Raw genomic sequence first — 16908 nt, forward strand, 5'->3', positions numbered from 1 at the left:
ACATTAAGCGGTATCGTATTTTATTGACCACATTATTCCCGCCGGGGAGGAAAATCCACACTGCAGGCCGGAATCTATCCTCCGGTGCGTCAGATCCTTAAGATACGGCTAATGCCTTCCTTCGTTATAGTTATCCGCTGACGAAATATATTGTGTTTCCCGTTTTAGACGATAATCAAAGTAAGCGGCAAAAAAAGCCATGACAACAAAGGTAAGGCATTTCGTTATTAAGGCCGGTATGGGTATTGAAATACCTGCGGACAGTTGGAAAAAAGTCTGAACAGGGAGCATAATACCAATACACATACATATTTTAAAGATCATTCGGAGAAAAACATATCCGATAAAATCTCCATGTCTGACTAAATAATATGTAATGAATATTAAGGGACTTATAATGCCCATATCGAGTACATATGTGATTTCCGTTGTGTATACTTCAATCAATTCCAGCGATGTTCCTTTTGCAATGGATATTATAATATCGGGAAGCCATGCAGCAAACAGTGAAATGCCTGCCGCCAGTAAAAATACCTTCATTCCTTTTGTAAAAGGATATGAGCAGACCTTTCCCTGCCGGACACCGGCTGCATGAAATTTTGCAAATAATACACTTACGCTGAAAGAGCACATACCAAATAGTGCGATATATATTAAATGTAAACGGTTATAGGTAACACCAAAGGCCAGACTTGCAGAATAGTAAAGCAGCAAACTGACAATTCCAAAACTGCGTATATCATATTCCATACTCTGTTTTTTCTTTGCTTTAAAAAAAGTGACAATTGACAGCGGAACAACAAATAACAGGATTGTAAAATCAGAGCCAATAAAAATAGGTGCTTTAAAATAAGAATCATGAGCATAGATACCGGCTCCCCACATTTGTACTTTCTGGCCATATTGATTCACAAACTCATAGGAAAATGAAGTATGAAAAGAACATACACCTAAAATTGTTACAATCAACAGCAGCAGAATTATGAGTACATCTAAATACTTAATGATTGGTTTCGTATTATCCATATCTTTACCTGTCCTTCCCATAAGTTTCAAAACAACCGAGTAATTTTTCAAGAGCATAAATGAAACTGTCAATTTCATTGACTGAAAATGATGAAAATAATCGGTTGGCTTCACAAGCAGTGGGTTCATTATTTTCAGCAAAATACTGATATGCTTTTTCTGTCAGTTCAACTTTTAAAGCCCTCGCATCTTTCTTGGATTTTCCAATCATCACATATCCCTTGTTTTCCAATGGCACCAGCATTTTTTTGACATTTTGTCTTGTGGTTCCTACAAATTCAGCAATATTATTGAGATTCTTATCCTGGAGTTCCATTTTAGAAATCATCATCAGCAAGAACCATTGCTTGAAAGTGATATCAGGGAATATAGAATCCCCAAACAGTGTTATTTTATTTGAAAGCAAAGAAATACTTCCGATTATAAACTCTTCTTTTTCTGTTCTGTTCATAAACACGCCTCCGATATGCAACTGGTTACCTATTCATTATATGCAACTAGTTGCACAAAGTCAAGACTTATATAATAAAACCATTTAGCTGACTTTATATTGAATATTGTGTCATCTTCCGGTGTGGGAACACAATACAGTTTAAACATGGGGAAAACAGACAGCAGAACCGTAAGAATATTCATTGGTAAATGTAACGCAATCGGATGAAAATAAGCTCTGTATATGTTATCATAGAGTTAGCCGTATCAAGGGCAGTATGCCGGAAAAGGAAGAGATAACAGAGGCAAGATACCCCGGTTGGAGAAGGAGAATTTCAGAATGAAAGAAATTATTAACTTTATTGAGGCGAATGTGAATGGCAGAACGCTGTTTACAGAGGAACTGATTTACAAATTGGAAAACGGTGCGCTGCAGGGTGTATACTCGGATCAAATATCTTTTTCTAATCTGAAATATTCTCAAAGTGGATTTCAGTTGGATATGTTTATCATATCAAATGAGAAAATATGGCTTATGGGAGAGGATGGCCAACGGGAGGAACTGCGAAAGGATTTTAGTGCGGTATCCTTGTTCCGATTTGAATTGGCAGAACGGAAGAGCACGAATGCTGTGACCGGATTTTTTCGGTTTGTTTCAGCTTCAGGAAAAAGTGTGGCGGCAGAGGCTGTGGTAAGTGGGATTTATGATGTCCGTCTTGAAGATAATGTGCTGAAATTATCAGAAGATCAGGTGCTGTATCGGGATCAACCCATACAAGGTGAGCGCTTCAAACCTGTGGCGTTTCAAGCGGAACATCGTTTTTATAATGAAGACGGAAAACTGCACTATGAATACAATGGCAGATGTTTTGATGTGCACACAGAAACAATGCAGCGCAGCCGGAGTTCCGATACCTTTCCCCCGTTTCTTTCAGTCGAAAAGTAAACGGAGGCATTGTCAGACAATATTAACTTGCAGAACAGGAAAATCGTGGAGGCAGCAGGATGAGAAAATGTATTAGATGTGAGGTTGAACTAAAAGAGAATTTTGATGTAAAAGTGGAAGGCGCGGCATATGGACTGAAAATAACAAAGCCCGGTATTTTTAAAGAAACTCTGGGTAAGGTACATTGTGCAGTATGCCCGTCCTGCGGATACATTGAGTTTTATTTGGATGATCCTTCTAAAATATCAGAAAGTTAAATATCCGTGAGAACAGGTGCATAGCAGACTTATAAATGCGAAGACAGCAGCGAAGAAGATTTTGGAACACTGCCAATAACAGTTTCGTGTGGGTTCACATTGTTTGATTCCGAAAACAGCCGCTATGATCTTTATAGAAAACCATGATATAAAAGCGGGAATTCGGGAAGGATGGAAAGCAATGAGGAAAATGTGGAAGTTCATTTGAGCTGTCGGCATTATAGAACATAAGGTGTAGCGAAAAGGGGTAAATTGTGAAAGGGGCAATAGATGATTGGAATATATTTTAGCGGAACGGGAAACTCGAAATATTGTATTGAGAAGTTTCTACAGGAATATGATTCGGGAGCAGAGGCGTTCAGTATTGAAAATGAAGAACTGCTCATAAAAATCAGAGAACATGAGGATCTCGTATTCAGTTATCCCGTACAGTTCAGTAATCTTCCGAAAATCGTGAAAGATTTTGTGGATCAGCATCATCAGCTGTGGAAGAACAAGCGGGTTTTTGTCATTGCAACAATGGGCCTGTTCAGCGGTGACGGAGCCGGCTTGCTGGCACGTATGTTACATCAGCACGGTGCTGTGATCACTGGTGGGCTGCATTTGAAAATGCCGGACAGTATCAGCGACGAAAAAGCACTCAAACGTTCAATTGAGAAAAACAGGCATCTTGTTGCAGATGCGGGAAAAAAGGCCGCTGAAGCCGCATACAAAACAAAAAATGGAACTCCGCCTCAGGAGGGCATCGGACCCTTTTATCATCTGGCAGGCCTATTTGGACAACGGCTTTACTTTTATAACCGGACAAAGCACTATACAGATCAATTGAAAATAAATACTCATAAATGTACCGGCTGCGGACTATGCGCGGCAGTGTGTCCCATGAAAAACATTACTCTGGTGGATGGCAGAGCTAAGTCGGGTAATCAATGCACAATGTGCTATCGCTGCATCAACCGCTGCCCCGGACAGGCCATCACATTGTTGGGAAAACGCGTTGTAGAGCAATGCAGGATAGAGAACTATCTCTGATAAAAAGCGTATCTCCTACAGCGGAATAGAAGTATGAGCCATGAAGCTATAGAAGTGATTTTCAGGTTAACCGGTTGAATATTTGAAAGTGTGAGGATAAAATATGTTCCATGATAAGAGAAGTAAAAAAGTTGTTTTTATTGCACATTGCCTTTTAAACCAAAATTCTATTTCCGATGGAACGGCGGTATATCCGGCAGCATTTAAAGAGGTTATTGATTTTTTCTTAAATTCTGATGTTGGTATCGTCCAAATGCCTTGTCCGGAGTTTTGCTGTTTAGGACTTGACAGGGGAAATATCTACGGAGCAGATAGTCCGGTAGTGGTAGAGAATACAAGAATACGTTCAGCAATGAAAAATGACAGCTTGAATATAAAACTGGCAGGGCTGGCAGATCTTGTAGTACAACAAATTGTGGAGTATAAAAAATACGGATTTGAAGTTATCGGCATGATTGGGGCAAACCGATCTCCAAATTGTGGTGTAGACACAACATCAGACTATAATGCAGAAATCAATGGAATGGGGTTATTTGTAGAAAAAATTGTTAAGCGGCTTTCGGAAGAGAACATATCTGTTCCTATGATAGGTATAAAAGGAACGAGACTATGAAGAAAAGTCTGTAAATAAGATTCTTCTATGATAATGAGTGGTGAAAAGTCTTAAGAATAGGCTTTTCACCCTTACTTTATATATAACAGTTACAAAAAGGCATGTCAACAGCAGGCGGTAAATCCGCCTGTTATTTGCTCATGTTCAATCACTCCGGAAGCCGTCCTTCGTACATGATACTTAATTCTCCATACACCTGAGCCCAGTTCCGGATGGTTGTGGTCCATTTCTTTGTAGCCTCAAAGGTTGCTAAATATAACGCTTTGAGCAACGCTGTGTCGCTTGGAAATACGCTTCTCTGGCGGTTCAGCTTTCGATAAGTGGAATTCAGCGATTCAATGGCATTTGTCGTATATATGACCTTCCTGACCATTGCTGAAAACTTGAAAATTGGGGATATGGCATCCCAGTTATCCTTCCAGCGCTTCATGGAATTCGGATATTTGGGCGTCCATTTTTCTGTTACCCGGTCAAGTGCTGCCAGCGCCTTTTTTTCATCAGCTGCCTGGTAGATGGTCTTTAGATCTGCAGCAAATGCCTTCCTGTCTTTATCTGGAACATATTTTAATGTGTTTCTTACCTGATGGACAATGCATCTCTGATATTCTGTTTTGGGGAATGCGGCAGCAATGGCTTCCTTTATTCCCGTAAGGCCGTCCGCACAGATGATGAGGATGTCTTTTACCCCCCGGTTCTTCAGTTCATTTAAAACAGACAGCCAGTATTTTGAACTTTCATTCTCTCCCACATGGATTGTCAGTACCTCTTTCTTTCCTTCTGTATTGATCCCAAGGATGACATAGGCGGCAAGCTTGCGGATCACACCATTGTCACGGACAGAATAGTGGATGGCGTCAATGTAAAGGATGGGATAGACATTATCCAGAGGACGGTTCTGCCAGTCTTCGATCTGAGGAAGGATCTTGTCTGTAACATCAGAAATAAATCCTTCCGAGGTCTCAAATCCGTAGATATCTTCAATAGCTTCAGATATCTGCCGGGTAGTCATTCCCTTCGCATACATGGAGATGATCTTCTGGTCAATATCAGAAATGTCTTTCTGGCGTTTTTTGACCACCTGTGGTTCAAAGGTAGATTTTCGGTCTTGCGGCACATCGATTTCCATGGAACCGAAACTACTGTTGACCCGTTTTCGTTTGTAACCGTTCCGGTAATCATCATTGTCTGAGCGTTCCGATTTTTGATATCCCAGGTGATCATCCAGCTCAGCCTCCATCATTTCCTTGATGGTTCCGCCAAGAAGATCTTTCAGGGCATCCTGAATGTCTTCAGCTGTCTGAATATCGTATTCTTCCAAAAGCTGATGGATAATGCTGCGCTTTCCTTCCGTCATTTGTACTCTGTGTACTGGTTTCTTTTGTCTTGCCATAATAAAAGGCCCTCCTATGATTTTTATTTTATCATAGAAGAACCTTATAAATCCTATTTTACAGAAAAAGTTTCACACTCTCAAAGGAACTGACAACATTCGGGAAAAACTTCAGCAGTTAATATAGGAATAGTGTTGCATGCTATTGCCATGCAGAAAAAGAATGAAAATGTGATCTCAATTGCTGCCTTTTTGACCAATTCTAATATTTCTTCAATATCTCATCTGCTTGTTTGCACAAGGTCATTCCTTCTTCTGTCAGAGTGACCTTTCGTGAATCGTTTGTTCCCCATATCAGAAACTGCTTGCCAAATTCCTCCTCCATATTTTTAATTTATGTCGAAAGTATTGAATGTGCTGGCTGGGAGAGGAAGCGATGCAGCTGTCCTTACAATACTCTATTTTCTTGCTATCTCCAGAAAATCATGAAGTATCCGTAATTCCATCTGGAAATTTCCTTTACAATTAGATTTATAATACATTAACACAAAATAGTATAGGTTTTAACTATAAAAATGAATACAATATAAGTATTGGCTATTTTATTACTTACAGATTATACTGATATGGAGAACAGAAGTTGCCGTATATTGCCTGAAAGATCAGAGAGAAGGTGACTATAGTAGAATGATAAATCTTGAGACCAGAGAAACAGTTGTTCAAAATCTCAAAGATGCGGGATGCAGTATAGATATGATTGAATATTTCATGAAATGCTATGACTCGGAAAATTTGAGTGAACAGCTGTTTTTACTGGAAAAACACAGAAAGCAGCTTCTAAGCAAGGTACATAAAGAGGAAGAACATATCTCCTGTCTGGATTACCTTGTTTACCAGCTGAAAAAATAAACAGCTTATAGAGTGAGTAGAAAGAAGGGCATTTATGAATATCTTAGTGTTGAACGGCAGCCCCAGAAAGAATGGGAATACTGCCGCATTGGTCTCGGCTTTTTTAGAAGGAGCGGCAGAGAAACATCACAATATCACAGTTATCCCGGTCTGCAGCAAACATATATCCGGATGTCTGGCATGTGAATACTGCCATACAAAAGGAAACGGAGTCTGTATACAGAAGGATGATATGCAGGAGATCTATCCCCTTTTATCAGAAGCTGAAATGATTGTACTGGCATCCCCTGTTTATTACCACAGCTTTACCGGACAGCTGCAATGCGCCATTAACCGCATCTATGCCTTAGATAAACCAAAGAACCTGAAAAAAGCGGCGCTGATTTTAAGCTCCGGCAGCGACAAGGTTTATGACGGAGCAGTCTATGAATATGAGAATTCATTTCTGGATTATCTGAATTTGAAAAATATGGGAATCTTTACGGCATTTGACAAGCAGAATAAATCCGAAGAGAAGTTGGACGAATTAAGAGCGTTTGGAAGAAGCTTGTAAACAGGAATTCAGCAGATTAAAAAAGGAGCTTTGAATATTATGGAAGCAAAAATGTTAGATGGAAAAGTGGCAATGATTACCGGGGCAAGTTATGGAATGGGGCAGTCTATGGCGGAACTGTTTGCCGAAGAAGGCGCCAGTGTTGTGCTCACTGCCAGAGGAAGAGAAAAACTGGATCAGGTAGTAGAAGGAATACGTCCACAAAAGGGGCACTCAATACCCTGACAAAAAATGTTGCCATGAGGCTGGTGGATACCAATATCAGATGCAATGCGGTGGCTCCGGGGGCAACGGTTACGCCGGCGCATCTGGCAAACAGGGCTGGTGAGCAGCCGGGCGGAGCAAAAATGCTGGAATACAGCGGACATTATGTGTATTTTCCGGGACCGGAATGCGACCCTATGGATCAGGCGTATGCCTGTTTATATCTTGCGAGCAAAATGGGAAAAGCAGTCCGGGGACAGGTGCTGCAGGTCTGCAATGGGGCATTTCTATAAAATTGGCATTTCCGTGATAAAGCTCAGGTTCCGCCCCTTTGTATTGACCGGGCGGCCAAGGCAGAGCACAGAGCCGATTCCGTACACCACTATAAATGCCCGGAAAAGGTCTGCTCTGCCGGAATCAGGAGGATGGATATGAAAAGAATGATAATTTTAATCGCTGTAATATTCCTGCTGCTTGGGATGACCGGATGCGGGAATTCAAACAGCACGGGAATCCCGTATAACACATCCGCGGATCCGGCACAGCAGGACAATCCGGAAAATCATAAAGCAGTTGAAAAAAATGATATACAGCAGACGGAACAGAATGAAAGCGGACCAACAGACAAAGAGGAGAACAATACTATGAAAATATCTGTAAAATCAGCGAATTATGAAATGATTTATAAACTGAACAACAGTCAGGCTGCCAAAGCATTGTATGCACAGCTGCCGCTGACAATGGAAGTGAAGCCTTTCAGCAGCAATGAAATGACTTTTTATCCTACGAAGAAGCTGGATACATCGGGTACCCCGTTAAGCGGTGGTGAAACTGGGTCTTTGTCCTACTACGAACCGTGGGGAGATATAGTGATGTTCTATGCTCCCTGTGACCCGAACAGCAGCCTGTATGAGCTTGGAACTATTCTCTCCGGTAAAGAGGATATTGATAAACTGAATGGTACCATTACAATTTCAGTTTATAAGGAATAGGATATCCCTTCCGATTCGGAAACCGTGACATCGGAAAAGGCCGGGGAAGTCTATTACTCGGACCCTAACCGCATTGTATTGTTTTACCGGGACGCTGAAATTACGGGAGAATATACCAGGATAGGGACATTTGATGCAACGGATGACTTTGTGGCCGCGGTAGAAGAAAAACAAAATGATAATATTTCAAAATAAAAGGAGAGACAGGAAATGAAAGAAATCAGACAGGAGTATCTAACAGGGGAACGTGCACTTTTTAATGGTGAGAATTTAAAAATATACGACACCATATTTGCAGATGGGGAGTCACCGCTGAAGGAAAGTCATGATATTGAACTTTACGGCAGCATGTTCAAGTGGAAGTATCCCTTATGGTACTGTAAGAATATTACCGCTGAGGACTGTACATGGTTTGAGATGGGCCGCGCTGGTGTTTGGTATACAGACAATATCACGGTAAAGAATGCAGTTATTGAGGCACCGAAGAATTTCCGACGATGTCATGGCGTGACCCTTCAAAATGTGAATTTTCCCAATGCGACAGAAACTCTGTGGAACTGTGAAGATGTTATTATGGAGCAGGTAAGGGCCAGGGGTGACTACTTTGCCATGAACAGCCGGAATATGAAGCTTCGGGATTTTCAGTTAGTTGGTAATTATTCCTTTGACGGGGTTAAAAATATGGAAATCCATAATGCCAGACTGCTTTCAAAAGATGCTTTCTGGAACAGCGAAAACGTGACTGTATATGATTCCTTTATTTCAGGGGAATATCTGGGCTGGAATGCCAGGAACCTGACTCTGATCAACTGTACGGTAGAAAGTCTGCAGGGAATGTGCTATATCGACAATCTTGTCATGAAAAACTGCAGACTGCTGAATACCACCCTTGCATTCGAGTATTCTACTGTGGATGCAGAAATTAACGGGAAGATTGACAGCGTCATGAATCCGTCGGGAGGAAGCATCCGGGCGGATTACATTAAGGAATTGATCATTGAAAAAGATAAAGTAGATCCGGATAAAACAGTCATTACCTGCATAATGGACCAAGATTCGGAGAAGATGGCGGTTTAGCAAAAAAAATCCGGCAGATGAACAGACAGGAATGGAGAGGAAGGAACAGATGGGCATTTTTTCTGCTTCAGCATGAAAGTGTTATGAACATGATCGGAAGCTGTTTGATTCTGGGCATAGGCATCAGCATGTTCACGAAAATAAACGCAGGATCCCAGGATATGCCGGACAACGCCGGAGGTTTCCGGATGTTCGCGGCTTTCTTTGCAGTGGGAATCACAAACCCGGCAGCCATCCTTACGTTTCTGTTTGCGTTTTCCTGGTTTGGTATTGATGGACGGATAGAACCTGCCGATGGGATCGGATTGGTTTGCGGTGTGTTTATCGGAACTTATATTTGGTGGGGAACGCTTTCCGGTGTGGTTACCTTATTAAAGAAAAAAGCCGGGAACAGTCATCTGTCAGCCATGAACCGGATATTTGGAACGATCCTGATCCTTTTTGGGGCAGTGGTGTTGGTTCGTAGTTTTCTTCACTGAGGATATGAGTTTGGCAGTATCCATACAGGAGACATTATGCTCTTTGGCTCTGACTGCCTTGTCTTTTTTTGAGGACTTCAGCACATCTTACAGCTATACCAGGATCGGCCATATCGAAGATGCAGGATGCAGCACCCTGACAAGCGGAACCGTAGAAGTCACGTTTGAGACAGGGGAACAGGGGGAGAAGAAATGAAATTTCTATTTGATGAAAAGATAGACCGCAGAAATACAGGATCCATGAAATGGGATGTGAATGAAAATGAACTTCCCATGTGGGTGGCTGACATGGATTTTCAGACAGCGCCGGAAATAACGGCAAGTATGATGGAAAGAGCCGGACAGGGAGTATTCGGATATACGATAGTGACAGATGAGTGGTACGAGGCTTACAAGAATTGGTGGAAAAACCGGCATCAGTTTGAAATCAGAAGAGAGTGGCTGGCTTTTTGTACCGGTGTCGTACCCGCTATATCCAGTATTGTCCGTAAGATTACGACTGTCGGGGAGAATGTGATAGTAATGACTCCGGTATATAACATATTCTTTCATTCCATCGTGAAACGGCTGCTGTGATTGTTCCGAATGACAATCTGAGGCATAAAGTTGTTCGAGGACTGAATACTGATGAAGTGGCAGAGCCTAATGTATTTGCAGCCATAGCCCCGATCGCGGCATTTGGCAGGGGCGGTGAATGGCTGGATGCCCTGAGAGAATATCTGTGGGAGAACAGGAGGTATGCAGAGGAGTACATAAAAAATGAGATTAAGGTGTATCCGCCGTTCCCGCCAGGGCAACATATCTGCTCTGGATTGACTGCAGGTCTATAACTGGAGATTCATCGGAACTCTGTCGTTTTATCCGCAGCCACAGCGGCTTATACCTGTCAGACGGAAACGATTACCGGAACGGGAGTGGCTTCCTGCGTATGAATCTGGCATGTCCAAGGCAGCAGGTGGAAGATGGAGTGAAACGTCTGAGGGACAGTGTGAAAGCTTACGAGTCATGGGTCTGTGAACCGAGTTAAAACCATGCGTGTATTTTAATAAAGAGAGAACATATATTCGACAAAGCCTTGATTTAAGTGAATAAATATACTATGCTATATAATATAAAAAAACTATTCAGATATGCCTTATACATTGTGTAATCAGTATGGAAACACTGAGGCAGAAAATGAAGGAGGAATTTTATGTGACCGGTAATCGTACTTATATAGCTATAGATCTTAAGTCCTTTTACGCTTCGGTGGAATGCCGCGAAAGACAGCTTGACCCATTGACCACAAATCTTGTTGTAGCGGATGCAGGCCGCACGGAAAAGACCATATGCCTTGCTGTGTCACCATCCCTAAAAAACTATGGGATTCACGGACGGCCAAGATTATTTGAAGTAGTGCAGACCATGCGAAAGGTTAATGCCCGACGTTTAAGTGCATCGCCCGGGTACACCTTCACAGGTTCCTCATATGATGCGAATGAATTAGATGCGTCACCGGAACTTTCAGCGGACTATATCATTGCTCCGCCGAGAATGTCCTGCTACCTGGAATACAGTACACGTATTTATGATATTTATTTAAAATATATTGCCCCCGAGGACATCCATGTCTATTCGATTGATGAGGTTTTTATGGATGTTACAAATTATTTGAGCACATATGCCGTTTCACCCCGTAAACTTGCAAAAAGTATCATGCAGGATGTGCTTAAAAATACCGGTATAACGGCAACGGCGGGAATCGGAACTAATATGTATCTGGCGAAAGTTGCCATGGATATTGTTGCCAAGCACATCCCCCCGGACAAAGAAAGGGTCCGTATTGCAAGCCTGAATGAAATGTCTTACAGAAAAATACTTTGGGACCATCAGCCGTTGACCGACTTTTGGAGAGTCGGAAAGGGTTATGCAAAAAAGCTGGAACAAAATGGACTGTATACCATGGGAGATATCGCACGCTGCTCCATGGGAAAACCAAATGATTACCATAATGAAGAGCTGCTGTATAAGCTGTTTGGAGTTAATGCGGAATTATTGATCGACCATGCCTGGGGATGGGAACCCTGCACAATCGCTGATATTAAAAATTATAAACCGGCAGAAAAAAGTATCGGTTCCGGCCAGGTGCTGCCGTGTCCATATGCATTTCAAAAGGCAAGGCTTGTCGTTCGTGAGATGACGGACCAGCTGGCACTTGACCTAGTTGACAAAGAGCTTGTGACAGACCAGCTTGTGCTGACTGTTTCCTATGATATAGAGAATCTGAAAGACCCTGACATTAAAAAGATGTATAAGGGTGAAATTTCTGCAGACCGCTATGGCCGGAAGGCTCCAAAACATGCCCATGGCACAATAAATCTAAAGAAAAAGACGTCTTCTGCAAAGCTGCTCCTGAATGCGGTTACTGAGCTGTATGACAGAATTGTTGACAGAAATCTGTTAGTAAGAAGAATGTATATTTCTGCAAATCGTTTGGCTGCAGAAGGAACAGCAGAAATGGGAGAGAAAGAATATGAGCAGCTTGACCTATTCACGGATTATGAGGCACTGAAAAAAAAGAAGGAAGAGGAAGAAGCGGAGCTTCAGCGGGAAAAGAAAATGCAGCAGGCGCTGCTGAGTATTAAAAAGAAATACGGGAAAAATGCAATTCTGAAAGGCATGAACCTGGAAGAAGGAGCGACAGCGGTAGAACGCAATAAGCAGATTGGCGGCCATAAGGCATAGAAGGGAGATAAATGATGTTAAATAGAAATTCACATGCTTATGACGATATTATCAGTCTGCCGCATCATATCTCATCCCACCATCCTCAGATGCCGATACATGACAGGGCAGCGCAATTTGCTCCGTTTGCAGCTCTCAGCGGACATGAAGACGCTATTTGGGAGACGGCAAGACGGACAGAAGAAAGAATGGAGCTGGATGAGGATGCAAAGGCTGTTTTGGACGAAAAAATGGCAATGTTACAGATACTGCTTCCCAGACAACCACAGATAACCGTGACTTATTTTAAGCCGGACGAAAAAAAGAGCGGCGGCTCCTATATTACGGTAACCGGGAATATAAAGAAGATAGACGAGTATGAGGATACCATAATGCTGGCTGATGGTTTGAAGATTTTTGTGAAAGAGATATGCAATATCGAAGGGGATATATTCACCGGGAAACTGCCGAAAACGCACAATATACGCTGAAAGAAACTATAAATGAAAGTCTTGAGGAAACTAAAAAATTTTACTATGAAAGATACGCAGCAAAATATGAATTACCACAAGCATACGCATACGCCATTTGCCTTAAAAGTGATAACCTTCCGATCGGTTATATTAAAGTTGATATGGAAGAACATCACGACTTTGGTTATGGACTCCGAAAGGAATTTTGGCATCAGGGAATTGTGTCAGAGTCGGCGAAAGCTGTTGTTGAGCAGGTAAAAAAAGACGGTCTTCCCTATATCACGGCAACTCATGACAGAAAAAATCTGAGAAGCGGAAAGGTTATGCAAAAAGTGGCCATGAAATATTGTTATTCGTATGAAGAACAGTGGCAGCCCAAAAATATTCCCGTAATATTTAGAATGTACCAATTAAATTTTAACGGCAATGAGGATTTTGTGTATAAAAAGTATTGGGATATGTATGAAAATCATTTCGTTGAAGAATTGTAAACGGACCGCGTAATACAAAGCCCGGCTTTTCGGGATTAAGAGTTAGAATTTTCGTTAATAACTGCCGGACCAGGAAAGATTCCGGCAGTTGGTGTAAGATCCATTCTTGTTTTATACTTTATATTGTTTTCTTATTTCCGGCGAATCCAATCACCGTAAATGCCACTGCCAGTACAAGTAATATAATAATAGAGAACAGCATGGCTCCCTGTGTTCCGGATAGTTTCCCGGAAGCTGCAAAGGCTGCGCCGCCGGCTGTCACCAGGTACGGGCACACGGTCATACCTGCATTCTGCATGCAGGTGGCAATGGAAACTGCCATACCGGAAGAAGCCTGTGGAACCGCTCCGCCTGCGCCGTTTAAGATGCACGGCATACAGATGGAGAAGGCAAGTCCGCAGATAAACGCGCCCAGATAGGACATGGGAAGGTTAGCGGCAAATGTCATGATCAGGAAGGAGAATGACAGAACCACACAGCCAACGGTAAGCGTAAGTTTCTTGAATATATCTGCAATTTTGCCGAAAATAAATCCCATAACAAATCCGCCAAGGGCGAAACATGCCAGTGAATAACCGGCTGCCACCGTGTCACCCAGACCTTGTTCCGTGATGAGGGAGGACGCAAAGTTGGCATATGTCTGTGCACCGGACATATAGACAAAGAACGCCGCGCACCATACCCACATCATAGCGGTAGGCCGAAATTTCCCCTTTTCACCGGAAGAACTTGTCTTAACCGGCTGCTTGTAGGGGATACAGGTGACAGCGGCTATCAGGGATACCATTGCGATGAGATGAACTAAAAACGCAATATTCCAGCTGATTCTGCCCAGGTTGCCTGATACCAATGAAAAGAAGATCGCACCGAGCATCTGGAATGCGGTCATATTCCCCATGACTTTCGCCCTCTCGGCCGGGTCTTCAAAATTCTCAATAACCAGTGCCGGACAGAGGGACTGGACGATTCCCACGCCTACGCCGAAGATAAGGCGCATGACAAGGATCAGCCCCAGACTGTCCATAAAGTAAGGCAGAACTCCCCCCACAAGCCAGAAGAGAACGCCTGCAATCATCAATGTCTTTTTCGGGACAAAATCCATCAGTTTTCCTGTAACCAATGTGACCAGTATAACCACCAGACAGGGCGCGGAAATCAGATATGCGACAACTTTTGTCTGGCCTGCCTCGGGGAAGGCTGCGGCAATACTTGCAATATTGCTTGCCACAGCGATAGCCCCCATCATCAGGATGGCACACAGGTAAATGGCGGTTTTCACCCTTCGGTTGCTACCTTTTTCCATAATGTTAATCCTTTCATGTTCCAATATGGAGTAGTTAAGTCATAAATCGAGTCTTTAAATATCAATTGCCCGGTAATAACCCGTAGTGACAGCTTCCACAACACGTCCTGCCTTGATACAGTCACCTGTTTCAAATACACGCGGTGCTGCATTGTAAAAGCTTTCGGCAGCTTTGCGGTCAGCTTTCATTCCGGCTGCCAGCAGGATATTATCTGCGGGGATAACAAGCTCGCCCTCAGGAGTCTGGCATACAAGGCCTTTGTCAGTGATTGCCTTTGCAGTGGTATTCACATGGATCTTGATGTTGCTGTCGCGCATATAAATCTTCATGGCATTTTTGTGCATGAAATAGGAATCTGCTGCCCAGTCCTCTTTCATTTCTACGATCGTTACGTCTTTGCCGAGTCCGTCCAGGTAAATGGCGCATTCGGAACCGACAAGTCCTCCGCCGAGGATGACAACCTTCTGTCCAAGGGCCGGTTCCGGCTGATGAAGAGCGGTAAGCCCCACAACTTTTTCATTGTCAATTCCCGGAATCGGCGGAACAATGGGTTTGGCACCGATGGCAGTGATGATAACGTCAGCATTTTCTGCGGCTGCCTGCTCTGCGGTCAGCTCTGTGTTCAGGCGGACATCCACACCTGATTTGGCAAGGCGGCCTTCCAGTACTTTGACAAAATTATACATATCCTGTTTAAATGGTATGTACTGCTCGGAGAGAAGCTGTCCTCCGAGACGGCTGTTTTTCTCGTAAAGAGTGACAGAATGTCCCCGTCCTGCGGCTGTGATGGCTGCTTCCATACCGCCGGGGCCGCCGCCCACTACGATGACTTTCTTCGGTGTTGTAGGCGGAAAGGCATGTTTGTGTTCCAGCTCATTGCCGACAACCGGATTGAAAGCGCAGCAGAAGGTTCTGTTTGTCAGGTAGTTGTAGAAGCAGGTGAAGCAGCGGCAGCAGCGGGTGATGTCGTCTTTGTTGCCGGAAAATGCTTTTTCCGGGAAGTAGGGGTCACAGATGGACTGACGGGCAATCTCTATGATATCCGCTTTGCCTGTGGCGATGATTTCCTCCATCATATCCGGGTCGTTGAGGCCGCCCAGGGTAGCCACCGGTGTCTTGACGTGCTTCTTGATCTCTGCGGCCAGATATACGTTGCAGCCGTGCTCAATGAACATGGACGGATGTGTACGCACAAATACTTCCGGGTCTTCGTGAACGCCGGCGGATACGTGGATAATGTCAACTTTGCCGTCTATGGCTTTTGCCATCTCGATTCCCTCTTCGATACCGTATCCGCCTTTGGTAAACTCGGCACCGCTCATACGGAATTCGATGGGGAAATCAGGACCTACGGCTTCCCTTACTTTTTCAATGACAAGAAGAGAAAAACGCATACGGTTTTCCAGGCTGCCGCCCCATCTGTCTGTTCTGTGGTTCATAGCCGGGGAGCTGAACTGTCCAAGGAGCCAGCCGTGTCCGCCGTGAATCAGTACCATATCGAATCCGGCTTCTTTTACCAGTTTGGCAGCCTGACCAAAGCAGTCGGCAACTCTGTAGATGTCTTCTTCCGTCATGCTGCGGACCGGATGTCCTTCTCCGTTGATCTCGTCGTTGGGGCCCATATTGACACCTTCTGCGCTTCCATGGCCCCGGGCATTGGCGAATTTGCCGCCGTGGGCAAGTTCCATAACGGCATTGCAGTTATGGCGGTGCATGGCGTTGGCAGCTTCCTTCAGGGAGGGAAGCGACATAACATCGTAGAGCTTGACTTCCTTCGTGTGGGAACGTCCGATGGCATCCACGATGCCGAGACCGATGGCAACGCCTGCCAGGCCGCCGCGGGCACGGTTCTCGTGAAATGCGATTTCTTCCTTGCGCATATTACAGTCAGAGTCTAATTCGGGATTAGACATGGGAGCGCCCAGGATTCTGTTCTTGAATGTCAGGTTGTTGATGGTGATTGGGCTGGCAAGATGCGGATAATACTTGTTTTTCATTGAGAAACCTCCTTAGTTTCGTTTACGTTTGTTTGATAAGTTAAATATATAACAAATTCCGCGATTGAAAAAGAAGAAAAAACATTGTAC

General features: G+C 43.6%; 22 protein-coding genes. 17 read left to right on the top strand and 5 right to left on the bottom strand.

Annotated features, from left to right (window positions below; translation table 11 throughout):
- Window positions 1–108 precede the first annotated feature (108 nt).
- Window positions 109–1026, bottom strand: a complete 918-nt coding sequence (locus tag LC508_RS04245; protein WP_103733096.1) for a hypothetical protein — start codon at window positions 1024–1026, stop codon at window positions 109–111.
- Window positions 1027–1030: 4 nt separating this feature from the next.
- Window positions 1031–1477, bottom strand: a complete 447-nt coding sequence (locus LC508_RS04250) for a MarR family winged helix-turn-helix transcriptional regulator (protein WP_052098935.1) — start codon at window positions 1475–1477, stop codon at window positions 1031–1033.
- A 321-nt stretch (window positions 1478–1798) separates the two neighbouring features.
- Between LC508_RS04250 and LC508_RS04255 the strand changes: the two genes are divergently transcribed.
- From LC508_RS04255 to LC508_RS04270, 4 genes are all read left to right on the top strand, one after another.
- On the top strand, window positions 1799–2404 hold the full coding sequence (locus LC508_RS04255) for a hypothetical protein (RefSeq protein WP_033139551.1): 606 nt from the start codon (window positions 1799–1801) through the stop codon (window positions 2402–2404).
- A 59-nt stretch (window positions 2405–2463) separates the two neighbouring features.
- On the top strand, window positions 2464–2661 hold the full coding sequence (locus tag LC508_RS04260) for a hypothetical protein (protein ID WP_033139552.1): 198 nt from the start codon (window positions 2464–2466) through the stop codon (window positions 2659–2661).
- A 270-nt stretch (window positions 2662–2931) separates the two neighbouring features.
- Window positions 2932–3693, top strand: coding sequence for an EFR1 family ferrodoxin (locus tag LC508_RS04265; protein ID WP_054353665.1), 762 nt, complete (start codon window positions 2932–2934; stop codon window positions 3691–3693).
- A 103-nt stretch (window positions 3694–3796) separates the two neighbouring features.
- Window positions 3797–4306, top strand: coding sequence for a CD3072 family TudS-related putative desulfidase (locus LC508_RS04270; protein ID WP_103733154.1), 510 nt, complete (start codon window positions 3797–3799; stop codon window positions 4304–4306).
- Between the two features lie 148 nt (window positions 4307–4454).
- Here LC508_RS04270 and LC508_RS04275 read toward each other — a convergent pair whose 3' ends face one another.
- On the bottom strand, window positions 4455–5696 hold the full coding sequence (locus LC508_RS04275) for an IS256 family transposase (protein ID WP_225305313.1): 1242 nt from the start codon (window positions 5694–5696) through the stop codon (window positions 4455–4457).
- A 627-nt stretch (window positions 5697–6323) separates the two neighbouring features.
- Here LC508_RS04275 and LC508_RS04285 point away from each other — a divergent pair.
- The 13 genes from LC508_RS04285 to LC508_RS04345 all read left to right on the top strand — a co-directional run bounded on the left by LC508_RS04285 (window position 6324) and on the right by LC508_RS04345 (window position 13517).
- Window positions 6324–6545 carry a MerR family transcriptional regulator gene (locus LC508_RS04285; RefSeq protein ID WP_033139555.1) on the top strand — a complete coding sequence of 74 codons (222 nt, stop codon included), beginning with the start codon at window positions 6324–6326 and terminating at the stop codon, window positions 6543–6545.
- A 34-nt stretch (window positions 6546–6579) separates the two neighbouring features.
- Window positions 6580–7098, top strand: a complete 519-nt coding sequence (locus LC508_RS04290; protein WP_103732761.1) for a flavodoxin family protein — start codon at window positions 6580–6582, stop codon at window positions 7096–7098.
- Between the two features lie 39 nt (window positions 7099–7137).
- Window positions 7138–7323, top strand: a complete 186-nt coding sequence (locus LC508_RS04295; RefSeq protein ID WP_033139557.1) for an SDR family NAD(P)-dependent oxidoreductase — start codon at window positions 7138–7140, stop codon at window positions 7321–7323.
- 14 nt (window positions 7324–7337) lie between these two features.
- Window positions 7338–7595 carry an SDR family oxidoreductase gene (locus LC508_RS04300; protein WP_199687335.1) on the top strand — a complete coding sequence of 86 codons (258 nt, stop codon included), beginning with the start codon at window positions 7338–7340 and terminating at the stop codon, window positions 7593–7595.
- Window positions 7596–7733: 138 nt separating this feature from the next.
- Window positions 7734–8294: a cyclophilin-like fold protein gene (locus tag LC508_RS04305; RefSeq protein WP_103732760.1), complete on the top strand. Its 561-nt coding sequence runs from the start codon at window positions 7734–7736 to the stop codon at window positions 8292–8294.
- A 3-nt stretch (window positions 8295–8297) separates the two neighbouring features.
- Window positions 8298–8489: a cyclophilin-like fold protein gene (locus LC508_RS28520; RefSeq protein WP_158587358.1), complete on the top strand. Its 192-nt coding sequence runs from the start codon at window positions 8298–8300 to the stop codon at window positions 8487–8489.
- A gap of 15 nt (window positions 8490–8504) precedes the next feature.
- Entirely contained in the window at window positions 8505–9371 is an 867-nt protein-coding gene (locus LC508_RS04315) for a DUF3737 family protein (RefSeq protein WP_103732759.1), read from the top strand.
- Between the two features lie 17 nt (window positions 9372–9388).
- Window positions 9389–9850, top strand: a complete 462-nt coding sequence (locus LC508_RS04320; protein WP_103732758.1) for a LysE family transporter — start codon at window positions 9389–9391, stop codon at window positions 9848–9850.
- A gap of 10 nt (window positions 9851–9860) precedes the next feature.
- Complete coding sequence (locus LC508_RS04325) at window positions 9861–10046, top strand: hypothetical protein (RefSeq protein WP_054353210.1); 186 nt, start codon at window positions 9861–9863, stop codon at window positions 10044–10046.
- A complete protein-coding gene (locus LC508_RS28325) occupies window positions 10043–10426 on the top strand; it encodes a beta C-S lyase family protein (RefSeq protein WP_054353211.1) in 384 nt (127 codons plus the stop codon). Before LC508_RS04325 ends, LC508_RS28325 begins: the two co-directional genes overlap by 4 nt.
- Before the next feature lie 600 nt (window positions 10427–11026).
- Window positions 11027–12574, top strand: coding sequence for a Y-family DNA polymerase (locus LC508_RS04335; protein ID WP_054353213.1), 1548 nt, complete (start codon window positions 11027–11029; stop codon window positions 12572–12574).
- Between the two features lie 11 nt (window positions 12575–12585).
- On the top strand, window positions 12586–13044 hold the full coding sequence (locus tag LC508_RS04340) for a YolD-like family protein (RefSeq protein WP_225305315.1): 459 nt from the start codon (window positions 12586–12588) through the stop codon (window positions 13042–13044).
- Entirely contained in the window at window positions 12984–13517 is a 534-nt protein-coding gene (locus tag LC508_RS04345) for a GNAT family N-acetyltransferase (protein WP_054353214.1), read from the top strand. Before LC508_RS04340 ends, LC508_RS04345 begins: the two co-directional genes overlap by 61 nt.
- Window positions 13518–13635: 118 nt before the next feature.
- Here the strand turns inward: LC508_RS04345 and LC508_RS04350 are convergent, their stop codons facing one another.
- Both LC508_RS04350 and LC508_RS04355 read right to left on the bottom strand, forming a co-directional pair.
- Window positions 13636–14820 (bottom strand): MFS transporter, encoded by a 1185-nt coding sequence (locus LC508_RS04350; RefSeq protein ID WP_103732824.1) that lies wholly within the window; start codon window positions 14818–14820, stop codon window positions 13636–13638.
- A gap of 54 nt (window positions 14821–14874) precedes the next feature.
- Window positions 14875–16818: an oxidoreductase gene (locus tag LC508_RS04355; protein ID WP_103732823.1), complete on the bottom strand. Its 1944-nt coding sequence runs from the start codon at window positions 16816–16818 to the stop codon at window positions 14875–14877.
- Between the last annotated feature and the right edge of the window lie 90 nt (window positions 16819–16908).

The organism is Blautia parvula (assembly GCF_020215665.1).
Lineage (GTDB): Bacteria > Bacillota > Clostridia > Lachnospirales > Lachnospiraceae > Blautia > Blautia celeris.

Excerpts from the sequence above, each read along its gene's own strand:
- LC508_RS04320 (WP_103732758.1), top strand. The coding sequence starts at position 9,389 with ATGAACAGACAGGAATGGAGAGGAAGGAACAGATGGGCATTTTTTCTG.
- LC508_RS28325 (WP_054353211.1), top strand. The coding sequence starts at position 10,043 with ATGAAATTTCTATTTGATGAAAAGATAGACCGCAGAAATACAGGATCC.
- LC508_RS04305 (WP_103732760.1), top strand. The coding sequence starts at position 7,734 with ATGAAAAGAATGATAATTTTAATCGCTGTAATATTCCTGCTGCTTGGG.
- LC508_RS04245 (WP_103733096.1), bottom strand. The coding sequence starts at position 1,026 with ATGGATAATACGAAACCAATCATTAAGTATTTAGATGTACTCATAATT.
- LC508_RS04315 (WP_103732759.1), top strand. The coding sequence starts at position 8,505 with ATGAAAGAAATCAGACAGGAGTATCTAACAGGGGAACGTGCACTTTTT.
- LC508_RS04260 (WP_033139552.1), top strand. The coding sequence starts at position 2,464 with ATGAGAAAATGTATTAGATGTGAGGTTGAACTAAAAGAGAATTTTGAT.
- LC508_RS04345 (WP_054353214.1), top strand. The coding sequence starts at position 12,984 with ATGCAATATCGAAGGGGATATATTCACCGGGAAACTGCCGAAAACGCA.
- LC508_RS04355 (WP_103732823.1), bottom strand. The coding sequence starts at position 16,818 with ATGAAAAACAAGTATTATCCGCATCTTGCCAGCCCAATCACCATCAAC.
- LC508_RS04335 (WP_054353213.1), top strand. The coding sequence starts at position 11,027 with ATGAAGGAGGAATTTTATGTGACCGGTAATCGTACTTATATAGCTATA.
- LC508_RS04300 (WP_199687335.1), top strand. The coding sequence starts at position 7,338 with ATGAGGCTGGTGGATACCAATATCAGATGCAATGCGGTGGCTCCGGGG.
- LC508_RS04270 (WP_103733154.1), top strand. The coding sequence starts at position 3,797 with ATGTTCCATGATAAGAGAAGTAAAAAAGTTGTTTTTATTGCACATTGC.
- LC508_RS04285 (WP_033139555.1), top strand. The coding sequence starts at position 6,324 with ATGATAAATCTTGAGACCAGAGAAACAGTTGTTCAAAATCTCAAAGAT.
- LC508_RS04265 (WP_054353665.1), top strand. The coding sequence starts at position 2,932 with ATGATTGGAATATATTTTAGCGGAACGGGAAACTCGAAATATTGTATT.
- LC508_RS04340 (WP_225305315.1), top strand. The coding sequence starts at position 12,586 with ATGATGTTAAATAGAAATTCACATGCTTATGACGATATTATCAGTCTG.
- LC508_RS04350 (WP_103732824.1), bottom strand. The coding sequence starts at position 14,820 with ATGGAAAAAGGTAGCAACCGAAGGGTGAAAACCGCCATTTACCTGTGT.
- LC508_RS04255 (WP_033139551.1), top strand. The coding sequence starts at position 1,799 with ATGAAAGAAATTATTAACTTTATTGAGGCGAATGTGAATGGCAGAACG.
- LC508_RS04295 (WP_033139557.1), top strand. The coding sequence starts at position 7,138 with ATGGAAGCAAAAATGTTAGATGGAAAAGTGGCAATGATTACCGGGGCA.
- LC508_RS04250 (WP_052098935.1), bottom strand. The coding sequence starts at position 1,477 with ATGAACAGAACAGAAAAAGAAGAGTTTATAATCGGAAGTATTTCTTTG.
- LC508_RS04275 (WP_225305313.1), bottom strand. The coding sequence starts at position 5,696 with ATGGCAAGACAAAAGAAACCAGTACACAGAGTACAAATGACGGAAGGA.
- LC508_RS04290 (WP_103732761.1), top strand. The coding sequence starts at position 6,580 with ATGAATATCTTAGTGTTGAACGGCAGCCCCAGAAAGAATGGGAATACT.